The 11,607-nt window shown below is 41.2% G+C and carries 10 protein-coding genes; 7 read left to right on the top strand and 3 right to left on the bottom strand.

What is annotated here, in order from left to right:
• Positions 1-192: 192 nt before the first annotated feature.
• Entirely contained in the window at positions 193-2,238 is a 2,046-nt protein-coding gene (locus I8748_RS21105; RefSeq protein WP_198126514.1) for an elongation factor G, read from the bottom strand.
• Between the two features lie 500 nt (positions 2,239-2,738).
• Between I8748_RS21105 and I8748_RS21110 the strand changes: the two genes are divergently transcribed.
• The 6 genes from I8748_RS21110 to map all read left to right on the top strand — a co-directional run bounded on the left by I8748_RS21110 (position 2,739) and on the right by map (position 7,501).
• On the top strand, positions 2,739-3,806 hold the full coding sequence (locus tag I8748_RS21110; protein ID WP_198126515.1) for a tetratricopeptide repeat protein: 1,068 nt from the start codon (positions 2,739-2,741) through the stop codon (positions 3,804-3,806).
• 90 nt (positions 3,807-3,896) lie between these two features.
• Positions 3,897-4,445, top strand: coding sequence for a phosphate-starvation-inducible PsiE family protein (locus tag I8748_RS21115; protein WP_198126516.1), 549 nt, complete (start codon positions 3,897-3,899; stop codon positions 4,443-4,445).
• Between the two features lie 307 nt (positions 4,446-4,752).
• Positions 4,753-4,992, top strand: a complete 240-nt coding sequence (locus I8748_RS21120) for a hypothetical protein (protein WP_198126517.1) — start codon at positions 4,753-4,755, stop codon at positions 4,990-4,992.
• A gap of 129 nt (positions 4,993-5,121) precedes the next feature.
• Positions 5,122-5,553, top strand: coding sequence for a VOC family protein (locus tag I8748_RS21125; protein WP_198126518.1), 432 nt, complete (start codon positions 5,122-5,124; stop codon positions 5,551-5,553).
• A 253-nt stretch (positions 5,554-5,806) separates the two neighbouring features.
• Entirely contained in the window at positions 5,807-6,238 is a 432-nt protein-coding gene (locus I8748_RS21130; protein WP_404800344.1) for a cupredoxin domain-containing protein, read from the top strand.
• 435 nt (positions 6,239-6,673) lie between these two features.
• Complete coding sequence (gene map, locus I8748_RS21135; protein ID WP_198126519.1) at positions 6,674-7,501, top strand: type I methionyl aminopeptidase; 828 nt, start codon at positions 6,674-6,676, stop codon at positions 7,499-7,501.
• Positions 7,502-7,649: 148 nt separating this feature from the next.
• Here the strand turns inward: map and I8748_RS21140 are convergent, their stop codons facing one another.
• A complete protein-coding gene (locus tag I8748_RS21140; RefSeq protein WP_198126520.1) occupies positions 7,650-8,207 on the bottom strand; it encodes a Uma2 family endonuclease in 558 nt (185 codons plus the stop codon).
• 237 nt (positions 8,208-8,444) lie between these two features.
• A complete protein-coding gene (locus I8748_RS21145; RefSeq protein WP_198126521.1) occupies positions 8,445-9,959 on the bottom strand; it encodes a hypothetical protein in 1,515 nt (504 codons plus the stop codon).
• 226 nt (positions 9,960-10,185) lie between these two features.
• On the opposite strand from I8748_RS21145, the gene I8748_RS21150 reads away from it, so the two are divergent.
• Complete coding sequence (locus tag I8748_RS21150; protein ID WP_198126522.1) at positions 10,186-11,586, top strand: amidase; 1,401 nt, start codon at positions 10,186-10,188, stop codon at positions 11,584-11,586.
• Positions 11,587-11,607 lie beyond the last annotated feature (21 nt).

Consider the following 11,607-nt stretch of genomic DNA (forward strand, 5'->3'; position numbering starts at 1 on the left):
TAAAAAATGGCATTGATATCTGTCGCTACCAACTACCAACTAGAAACTATTTTGGAAAGATTGGTTTCATAGAACCCCACCCCCAACCCCTCCCCGCAAGCGAGGAGGGGAGAAAAAGCGTAGCTTTGGCGGGGGTGGGGTTGCGACTGTATTGCAACTTAGTCAGAAACACAATATATGTGCTTGATCTGGTTATTTGCCGTTACCGTTACTACCATTGGTGTTGCTAGCAAGCACACGTTCAGCGAGTTTTTCCGGCACTTCCTGCAAATGGTCATATTCCCAGTGGAAGGAACCAACGCCAAGGGTGAGCGATCGCAGCTCTACAATAAAGTTTTGCATCTCTGCTTGGGGCAAATATGCAGATACACTGTCCCAGCCTTGCCAATCGTTTCTACCTTCATAGCCCAGAATTTGCCCTCGCCTACCACTGAGCAGTTGCAGCACCTTGGAGGTAAATTCGCTAGGTGTTGTCACCAAGACGCGCAAAATCGGTTCTAACAGGGTGGGTTGCGCTTGGGGTATCCCCGTTTGCATAGCCAAACGCGCGGCTTGTTTAAAGGCTTGTTCGGAACTATCCACGTTGTGGTAAGAACCATTGGTCAGTGTCACCGCTACATCCACCACGGGGAAACCCAAAGGCCCATGTGCAAGAAACTCCCGCACGCCCATTTCTACCCCAGGAATGTATTGTCTGGGAACTACACCACCGACGATAGTTTCTTTGAAGTTAAAGCCTTCACCGCGTGGTAAGGGTTTGATATCAAGGAAAACATCACCAAACTGTCCGTGACCACCGCTTTGATGCTTGTAGCGCCCATGCACTGATGCTACAGGTTTGCGGATGGTTTCTTTGTAAGGCACTTGGGGCAAGTGGGTAGTCATGGGCAAGTTATACTTGCGGCGCAGTCTGTCTAAAGCAACTTGCAAATGAATTTCGCCTTGACCCCAGAGAATAACTTCGTGGGTGTCGCCGTGTTGTTCCCAAGCTAGAGAAGGGTCTTCTTCTAATAGTTTGGTGATGGCACTGCTTAGCTTAACTTCATCGTTGCGTTTTTCTGGTGTAATAGCCAGAGCATACACTGGTTCCAACTGTTCAGCTTTGGGTAATTCCATAGCTGATTGTTCTGTAGAGAGTATATCCCCTGTCTTGATTCCCTCCATACGGCTCAACGCCACAATTTCACCAGCACCAGCTTCATTAACTGACTGCTGTTGTTGTCCCATGAGGCGATAAATTCCACCAGCGCGAATGCCATTGAGGACAATACCATCAGTTAATTTGCCACTCCAAACCCGCACTAGGGACAGTTTGCCACCTTGGGGAGTGTAGTAAGTTTTCAATACTTGGGCTAAAGGTGTATTGACTTTGATGTTTTTTAAGCGACGTTCTGCTGTGGTTTCTGGTTCTGGTGCTTCCCTTAACAAAGCTTCTAACAAAGGTCTGACACCATAATCTTGTTCCGCCACCCCAAAGAAAACAGGCACTACCAAATCTGCCCCTAATTCCATTTTTAAATCTTTGAGAATTTCTTCTTGGGGTGGTTCAATATCTTCTAAAAGTTCTTCGAGTAAATGGTCGTCAAAATTTGCCAGGGCTTCCAGCATTTCCGCCCGTGCTGTATGTTCTTCTGCTTTTAAGCTTTCGGGGAAGGGTATAGGGTCAGCAGGTGCGCCTGGATGATATTTATATGCTTGTTCGCTCACCATATCAATAAAGCCGGTGAGTTGTTCCCCTTGCATGATGGGGTATTGGTGGGCAACTAAAGGACGGCTAGAAACTGCTTTGAGGGCATGTAATGTTTCCAAGACATTAATATTTGCCCGATCCATTTTATTAACGAAGACGAGGTGAGGAATTTCCCAATCGTCTAGAAACTTAAATAAAGGAGCAAGAGTTAAAACGCGATCGCGTATGGGTTCGCAAACTACAATTGCGGCATCAACTCCCATTAAAGCATTGTATGTTTCTTGGACAAATTCCACCGAACCCGGACAATCAATAAAGGTAAAACGAGTTCCTTCATACTCGGTGTTAGCAGTGCCAACCTCTACACTCATGTGGCGATCGCGCGATTCGGTTGCACTATCTCCCACTGTGTTACCATCCTTAACACTGCCTTTGCGGGAAATCGCTCCTGTGACAAATAACAAGCTTTCTAGTAGAGTAGTTTTTCCACTCAAATAAGGCCCAACAATTGCAACGTTCCGCGAACCCGATTTTACTTTTTCGTTCATAAAACCTCCCTTGCGGTAAGTCACTCTTACCCGCGCTATTCTGTGTTTTTCAGGGATAATTCATCGTTCTTCAAAGGAAAGTTAAGCTATTGTCCCTCTAAGTTGCAGTTTCTCTGATTAAGACTGTCATTAGTTATTAGCAACTGACAACTGACAAATAACAACTGACAACTCAGATGTTTTTAGGTTATCCCTTCCTTAACTTGTCATTATCCTCTTTTTAATTACAAGTAAAAAAAATTGTAGCTTGTCGTAAGATTTAGCTTAAGAAAAGTTAAGTAACACAAACTTTAATACAAAACCAAAAATTTTTGTTAAGTCGTTATTGGTAAGAAAACTTTTCATGAAGTAAACGTAACTATATCAATTTGTAATTCGTAATTCGTAATTGTAGAGACGATTCGCCGAATCGTTTGTACTCAGATACAGCCTGGTTTGCTAGATTTATATCTGTTTGTGGATTTGAAATAATTATTAAACTGTTGCGAGTCAAAGAATCAATGGCATTATCATTAGACCTCTTGCAAAAGTTCCCTAACACCCCACCCCCAGCCCCTCCCCGCAAGCGGGGAGGGGAGACTTTGACGCAAGTCAAAGGCGGGGTGGGGTTCTTTTTTTTGATTTATGCAAGAAGTCTATTCTATAAATATCGCATAGCAGCAATTGCCAGTTTGCTATTAGTGGTTATTAGCATCCTCTCCCCCCCTGCTTCCCCTGCTCCCTCATCTCCCTCATCTCCCCCAACTCCCGCCCAGCTAGCCCAATCTACGACTCAAACTGCGACAAACTCCTTAAACCAAGGCTTACTATTAATTCAGGCGGGAAGGCTACAAGATGCGATCGCAGCCTTTCAAAAAGCAACCCAAATAGATCCAAACTTAGCAGCAGCGCATTACAATTTAGGTTTAGCGTTGCGACAAACAGGACAATTAAAGCCAGCTGCGGAAGCTTTTTATCGAGCAACCCAGGCTGATCCTAAATTTGCCTTAGCCTTTGCTAATTTAGGCGGAGCATTATTAGAAGGAAATAATTTACAACAAGCTAACGATTACTTGCAACGAGCATTAGAACTTGACCCAAAACTGGGTTTTGCTCATTATAACTTAGGATTGGTACGAGAACAGCAAGGAAAGTGGGATAGTGCGATCGCTTCCTTTAAAAAAGCAATGGAATATAGTAAAAATGCCCCAGAACCTCCCTACCATATAGGGATGTGTTATCTTCAACAAGGCAAACTTGATCAAGCCAGAGATGCATTCCGTCAAGCAATAAAACTTAATCCTAAATATCCAGAAGCTCACTATAATCTCGGTACTATTTGGTTTAGTAAAGGTAAATTAACAGAAGCATTGGAATCTTTTAGAAAATCTGCTCAAGCTAACTCCAACTATCCCAATGCTTATTATGGTGCTGGGTTAGTTTTTATGCAGCAAAAGCAGTATGCACAAGCGGCGCAAGTATTTCAATATGCTAGAGACTTATATAATGCTCAAAGTAATGTTCAATGGGCAAGAAATGCCGAACAATTGTTACAACAAGCACAAAATTTAAATTACCAACCCCGCTGAGGCGCGATCGCTTAATATTGCGTAACATAAGATTATTGGGTTAACAGGCTGGTGTGGTGTGAACTAGTCCCAATTGAAATGGAAACGTACATGCAAAAGCGCTTCAAGAGTCGATTTTTATTTTTTGACCGCTGGCTTGATCGACATGCGATCGTTCGCAACATGGAGGCTTTCCAAGATTTAATTGTGATTGTCCTGTGTTTGGGTTTGTTCGCCGTCATGCTGATGCAATTGTGGGGAATATTTATTGCCCTCACACAGCCACTAGACTATAAGCAGGTGACAGCCAAAATCCTATTTGTGTTGATTTTGGTAGAGTTATTTCGACTCTTAATGGTCTATTTGCAAGAGCATAGCATCGCTGTTGGAGTAGCAGTTGAAGTCACAATTGTATCAGTACTGCGAGAAGTAGTTGTTCACGGTGCGCTAGAAATTTCCGGAATTCAAACGGCAGCAATTTGTGGTTTATTACTGATTCTAGGTGGGTTATTAGTAGTGTGTGCTAAAACCCCACACATGGATTGTATCAGTGCTAACACCAAGTTATGTCCTATTGTCCATCAAGGAGATAGAGAAAGGCAAAACGAACTGAAATTTCAGTATTCACGTCATTATGATGAAAGCCAACCTTTGGGGTAAAAGTGCTGAGGAGCCACTGCGGTCTTGGGCTTTGCCCAAGTGGAGCATGTGGCGTTGCTGAGTATGAAGTACTAAAGAGACTTTCATCTGACTTGGTAAACAATAGTTGATGGATGTCTCTGGGGTAAATCAACCAATGGGTAATCATTCTGTAGCTAGATAAACTCAGCCATGAGTAGCAATCTAGAACTCCTTTTGACTGAGGCTGTTTACGCAGCCTTTGTATTTTTTTTTAAGCTTTTCGGGAGATGAATTACTCTATTAGCGCTAGTAAAAATTAATGAGAAAGCTCAAACAGGGTAAATTTATGACTACAGGAAACGGACATTCTCAAGAACCCATTAGCAACCTAGAGTACGATTTTGTCACCGTGTTGCATAATAAGGCTGAAGCCGTCAAAGCATACGACAGCTACATCAAAGACGCACAAGAAGCAAATTCTCAGCCTTGTGTAGAATTGTTTCAAAAATTGCGGCAGTCTGACATAGAGCAAGCACAAGAAATTCGCAATCATCTAAAAGAAGTTCTGCAACACGGTAAGATGTAAAACTGGCATACTAAAAGCAGCAAACAGATAGAAATGGGTCTGTTTGCTGCTTTGAATTTATACTATAGGAGATGAGGGAGATTAAAACTCTTAACTCCTAACTTTTAACTCCTAACTCCTAACTTTGTTATGCACCACGCTTCTATTCGGACTGCAAATATTCATCGGGCGATCGCTTTTTATGAAATACTGGGGTTTACAGTTTGTGAACGCTTCACCACAGGCTACACCCTAGCTTGTTGGATGGAAGGATTAGGGGGCAGAATCGAACTCATCCAAATTCCTGAACCAAAACCAGCCCCAGATGCATTTGCAGACGAACACTACGTAGGCTACTATCATCTATCATTTGATTTAACTGATATTACAGCAGATTTACCCAACTGGTTGACAAATATCAAAGAACGTGTAACAAGTCAACCAGAACAATTACAACCCCTAAAAGTCCTTTTAGAACCCACACAGCAGCAAATAGGCGATCGCATTTGGGAAGTCGCCTTCATCGCAGACGCTGATGGTTTACCTTTAGAATTTATTCGACTTTTAGCTAAACTCGGCTAATTTTGACTCAACTTTCTTTGAACATATTTCGTGAGAAAATACCATTTCTAAAAATATTTGCAACACATGAATCAGCTGTAGGGGCGTACAGCTGTACGCCCCTACGGGGGTATCTTACGCCGATTTTGTTCAGTCTTATTAATTTTTTGTATACTTTGACTCAAAGGCTCTAAATTAATTGACCAACAAAAGCAACGTGAACAAATTAATATTTTATACCTCACAGTACGTCTGCAAAGGTTTGCGTCCCTTCATACTTCAGTTGCTAGTTTACCTGACTTTCATTTGTGCCACTCCAGCAATGGCGGCAAATACCTCTGGTAGTTTACTCAAGCAACCTGCTACAGAAATTACAGTCCGCTTAAGTAATCCTGCTAATGAACTCAAATTTGAACCAAATCATTTGGAATTGGTAGCAGGCAAACGTTATCAACTCCGATTGACCAATCCCAGCCAACAGAAGCACTATTTTACTGCCAAGGATTTTGCAGATAGCATCTGGACACAAAAAGTCGAAGCAGGCAAAGTAGAAATTAAAGGAGCCATCCACGAACTGGAACTGAAGCCAGGTGCAGAGGCAGAATGGGTGTTTGTAACCCTCAAACCAGGAAACTATGGCTTACGCTGTCCCATACCAGGACATACAGAAGCAGGTATGACTGGAGAGATTGTAGTTACCAATTAAAAATTAAAAATCATTTGAGTAATAGCTAGGCGTGTGTCTGATATGTATATTCAATCCACTTTAACGTGAGTTCGATGAACCTCTCCCCAACCCCTCTCCGTGTCGGAGAGGGGCTTTGAAATTCTTGGTAAAGAACGAAAAATTAAGGTTTTTAAGCCTTTCACCTTCCAGGGGAGAGGAATGGAAGCGGGGCCTTTTAAAGCTGTCGAACTCACGTCACTTCAGCTTGTGCAGCGTGGTGGCAATAATCAAGTCGAAAAAGCATAAAAAGCCTACTGTGCAGGCTGAGCTTCTTCAGTATCACTGCCTGATTGCGTTAGGTGACAGAGCGTAGTGCTAAAAATAAGTTAACGTAAATATAGATATAATTTCTCAACTATCTAGAAAAAAACACTGTCACGGTAGCAGCAAAGCGCCAGCAATTATTAATTCCCCATGAACATTCTCAGTAACTTACTTTCTCAAACACCTAAGCCAACACGTCCAGCAAAACAACACCGGGGTATCGAAATTAAATCGCCGCGTGAAATTGAAATTATGCGGCAATCAGCCAAAATTGTAGCAACCGTACTCAAAGAAATTTCTGAGTTGGTGAAGCCAGGAATGACTACAGCTGACTTGGATGCTTACGCAGAAAAACGCATTCGAGAAATGGGTGCAACACCAAGCTTTAAGGGATATCATGGTTTTCCCGGTTCTATTTGTTCCAGTATTAACAATGAAGTTGTTCATGGTATCCCAAGTCCTAAGAAAGTGATTCGTACTGGGGATGTATTAAAAGTAGATACAGGTGCTTATTACCAAGGCTTTCATGGCGATTCTTGCATCACGATCGCTGTAGGTGATGTCACCCCTGATGCTGCTAAACTAATTCGCGTAGCCCAAGAAGCTCTCTATAAGGGCATTGAACAAGTTAAAGCAGGGGTATACTTGCTTGACTTGGCTGGAGCGATCGAAGACCATGTAAAAGCTAATGGTTTCACTGTAGTAGAAGAATTCACCGGACACGGTGTTGGTCGTAATCTCCATGAAGAACCTTCAGTATTTAACTTTCGTACTAGAGACATGCCGAATGTTAAATTACGTGCAGGGATGACATTAGCAATTGAACCAATTTTGAATGCAGGTTCGAGACATACGCGAACACTATCTGACCGTTGGACGGCTGTAACTGTAGATAATTCTTTGTCCGCACAGTTTGAGCATACAGTTTTAGTAACGGAATCTGGCTATGAAATTTTAACTGATCGCTCTCAGGTTTAAGATTAATTTTCGATATTTAGTGTTGCAAGAGGTAAAGCGTCATCAAATGGCAATTTGCCTCTTTTATAGCAGTAGCCAGATGTGTTATGCCGACTTTAGCAAAGTGTCCGTCACGCAAAGAATAATGCAAATTTTATAAAAGGCAAGGTTAAGGAAGAAACAATTCAGAAAAAGGTATTTCGATTTCGGGAAAAGCTATTGGTGCTATGACTGCATCTTGCTGAAGAATAGTTTCTTCTTGGTATCCCAAATTTGATGGCTGACGGAAAATATAAACTTGACGTTCAATAATATCTAAAATCCAATAACCACCAATATTTGCTCTAGCATAAATAGGAGCTTTTTCTTCACGATCAATATTTAAACTACTATAAGCGACTTCAACTAATAGTAATATTTCCGAAGGTGTGGGGTGATGATCAGCATATCCATTTGCATCAATGCGGACTACGGCAATATCAGGTTCCGGTTCTGAGGTAGACAAGGTAATAGGTAATTGCATCCTGACATGAGCTTTTCCCATTAGTTGTACTTTTAGGTAATCAGATGCTCGTTGAGTAGTAGCTGCATTGGGTGGACTTAGTGGACTCATTTGGATGATACGACCGTCTAAAAGTTCAACCTTATCTTTGGAAGTTAGAATTCCAGCCTCAATCATCCGGTGATATTCTTCTACCGTCCACAGGCGATTTTGGGTGGCGGTCATTGTCACTATCCCCTTATTGTGTTGTGCTGATGAAGTTAATTATTTCTATGTTTTTGTATTCTTAAATCATATCATCTGTGCAAATAGAATCAAATATTTTGTTAATTTTCAGTCTTTTTTTATACTAATTATAGATGAATTTGTACTTTCTTTACGTAGGGACAATTCATGCATTGTCCCTACAAAGCTGAGTTTTGCGTAGGTTTTATAGGCACATCTTCTCAAAGAATTGTTATATTAGTCATTTATTATCGTCCTGATAGCTGCATAGTTTGTTTTATAACTAGGAAGTGTATCTTTAGCTTGTTGAGAGACAAAGGAACTCTCTGGAATAGCTTCTAATAAAGTGATTGCTTGCTGCCATTTGTCTAATGCTTGTTGCCAAATAAGTGAAGAATGAGGTGAATTTTGCACAAAAAAAGTAGCTTCAGTTGCTAGTTTTTTGGCTAATTGTAAGTCTGTAACTGCTTTCTTTTCATTTAAAACTTTTCGGTTGATAGCAGTATAATTAAAACGATAGCGAGTTAATTTATTCTGTGCTTGAGTAAAAACTGATGTTCCTTCAGGAATATTTGCTAACAAACTTATTGCTTCTTGCCATTTGGTTTCTGCTTGTTGCCAAACGATTAGTGGATGCGGTGGTGTTTGCACTAAAGCAGAAGCTTCCAGACCAAGCTGCAAAGCAGATTTAAAATTTGTAACAGCACTTTTTTCTTGATTTACATTTTGGCTTTTGTGCTGGAGGTCTAGAAATTTGTCTTTACTTATCCAACCTCCCAAACCTAAGACAGCTAAACTCGAAGCTATAACTAAAGTTAAACGTCCTAATTTGAATTGTTTTTGTATTTTCTCTTCTATAAAATTAGGTAATACTCTTGTTGAGTTGTTACGATGTTTTGTTTCGTTTTTCTGATCAAGATGCTTCACAACTGGTTCTGATTGTTTTCTGAAAAAATTACTATTTAATATGGTATTAATTTTTTCTTGAAATAATTCACAATCATTAATAATTTCTGTAAGCTCTTGAAATTGACTATTACTGGATATCATTAATTCGTGGTCATCATCCAACCATTCTAGAACAAAGCCAGATTTACCAAAAAATGACGATATTGCAAGTAATATTGTTAAGAAGTTTTGACTACTATTGAGAGTGCTGATAATATCATCTAATTTTTGCTTTACTTGTAAAATATCTTCTTGAAGATTATTTTTAGTTGAAACTTGCTGTTTTAAAGTAGTAGCATTACCCGGTACTAATTTTATTCCTAATATTTCCTCAAATTCTTGATTTTTTTCTGATAGACTAGGATAGTTAATATTGGAATTGAGTTGTTTTACTATTTGAGAGTCTATTAAAATATCTGCAACTATAGCCTGAAGGAAATCGCCCCATTCGAGCCAGCAGCTAATTTGAAATTGCAAGTCTATTAATGAAATTTCTTTTCCAGAATTAGCAATTTTTTTGCTAATCAATATTGCTCTATTAGTGATATCTGTACTGCTTATATCAACAGTAGAATTTAACAAAGTGGCTCTGGAAACAATACGATTAAGCGTACTAATACCATTGGTGTTATTTTTTGTAACTTTTAATTCTTGAGCAATTAGTTTTTGAATGTTCCTTAGTTGTTCTTGAACATTACTGATGATGATAACTTGTTGCATGAGGTCATGAGAATTACCAATGGTTAAATTAAGTTTTTGACAAAGTATTGGTAATTCATTAACTAGCGTTTCTAGGTCAGCCATAAATATCCCTTGAGGATTTGTTGAAAGTAGATGAAAAACAATTAAAATGTTTGGACAGTGGAGTTACAGCTGGAGTAACAACGTAACCATACTTGTTGAAGCTAAGCATCCTGGTTAATTCACAAATCTCAGGAGCGATAGATTTATAGTTCCCGGAAATTTTGCTAAAGTAACAAGTCCAGTTTGAGACTTGTAGAAAAAGACAAAACTGCCCAATAACTAACCTATGAATGAAATTGATTTAGCTTTTACTCCAGCGCTAGAGTTGGCGGATTTAATCCATCGTCGGGAACTGTCGCCGCTGGAGTTGGTAGAAATATATTTACAACGGATTCAGCAGTTTAATCCCCAATTGGGGAGTTATTTTACGGTGACGGCAGAATTAGCGATCGCAGATGCTAAAGCTAAAACAGAATTACTCACAACCACTTCGCAACTACCGCCGTTTTTCGGTGTGCCGATTTCTATTAAAGACCTCAACGCCGTTGCAGGTGTGCCTTGTACCTACGGAAATCGAGTATTGCTGAATAATGTTCCCGAATATGATGATGGAGTCGTCACAAAGATTAAACAAGCTGGGTTTATTATTCTGGGTAAAACTGCAACTTCAGAATTAGGTTCATTTCCTTACACGGAACCTACGGGTTTACCCGCGGCCAGAAATCCGTGGAATTTAGAATACACTCCTGGGGGTTCCAGTGGTGGTGCAGCCGCAGCAGTAGCAGCCGGATTATGTGCGATCGCCCAAGGTTCTGATGGTGGTGGTTCAATTCGTGGCCCTGCGGCTTGTTGTGGTGTGGTGGGCATCAAACCATCGCGGGGAAGGGTGAGTAAAGCACCAGTAGGCGATCGCCTTGCGGGGATTGCTGCCAATGGCCCCATCGCCCGTACCGTTGCTGATGCTGCTGCTTTATTAGATGCCATATCTGGCTATGTTACAGGCGATCCTTACTGGCTTCCAGACCCAGAACCATCATTTCTAGCCGCTACTCAAACCAAACCCGGCGCTTTGCGAATTGCCTTTGCCACCAGTATCCCTCCCTTGGGAGAAGCTGATGCTAACTGTCAGCAAGGTGTGTTGCAAACAGTGCAAATATTAGAACAACTCGGTCACATAGTAGAACAAAAATCTCCACATTTCAGCGGCTTAGTTGAACCGTTCCAAATCGTCTGGCAATCTGCGGTGGCTGCATCAGGACTTCCCCCAGAGTTATTGCAGCCAGTGAATCGCTGGCTGTTGGCACGCACAGGTACTATTGCCGAGTACATCCAGGCAGTTTACCAAATGCAAATTGTGGCACGGCAAATCGTAGCATTTTTTGATACCGTAGATGTATTAGTGTTGCCAGTATATTTACATTCACCAATCCGCATTGGCGAATGGGCTTCTCTGAGTCCAGAAGAGACATTCCAAAATATTATTAACTGGGTTGCACCTTGTCCAGCAGCGAATGCAACTGGACAACCTGCGATCGCCCTGCCTGTCGGTTTTGATAGTAAGGGTTTACCCATCAGCGTGCAGCTAATTGGTAAACCAGCCGCCGAAGCCACCTTAATTAGCCTAGCAGCCCAAATAGAAGCCGCTAAACCTTGGATTCACCATCGTCCAGCGCTGGGTGGGGAGTAGGGAGTGGGGAGTAGGGGAGAT

Origin of the sequence: Amazonocrinis nigriterrae CENA67, assembly GCF_016056305.1 — a bacterium.
GTDB lineage: Bacteria > Cyanobacteriota > Cyanobacteriia > Cyanobacteriales > Nostocaceae > Amazonocrinis > Amazonocrinis nigriterrae.

Excerpts from the sequence above, each read along its gene's own strand:
- I8748_RS21115 (WP_198126516.1), top strand. The coding sequence starts at position 3,897 with ATGCAAAAGCGCTTCAAGAGTCGATTTTTATTTTTTGACCGCTGGCTT.
- I8748_RS21150 (WP_198126522.1), top strand. The coding sequence starts at position 10,186 with ATGAATGAAATTGATTTAGCTTTTACTCCAGCGCTAGAGTTGGCGGAT.
- I8748_RS21125 (WP_198126518.1), top strand. The coding sequence starts at position 5,122 with ATGCACCACGCTTCTATTCGGACTGCAAATATTCATCGGGCGATCGCT.
- I8748_RS21110 (WP_198126515.1), top strand. The coding sequence starts at position 2,739 with ATGGCATTATCATTAGACCTCTTGCAAAAGTTCCCTAACACCCCACCC.
- map (WP_198126519.1), top strand. The coding sequence starts at position 6,674 with ATGAACATTCTCAGTAACTTACTTTCTCAAACACCTAAGCCAACACGT.
- I8748_RS21120 (WP_198126517.1), top strand. The coding sequence starts at position 4,753 with ATGACTACAGGAAACGGACATTCTCAAGAACCCATTAGCAACCTAGAG.
- I8748_RS21140 (WP_198126520.1), bottom strand. The coding sequence starts at position 8,207 with ATGACCGCCACCCAAAATCGCCTGTGGACGGTAGAAGAATATCACCGG.
- I8748_RS21145 (WP_198126521.1), bottom strand. The coding sequence starts at position 9,959 with ATGGCTGACCTAGAAACGCTAGTTAATGAATTACCAATACTTTGTCAA.
- I8748_RS21105 (WP_198126514.1), bottom strand. The coding sequence starts at position 2,238 with ATGAACGAAAAAGTAAAATCGGGTTCGCGGAACGTTGCAATTGTTGGG.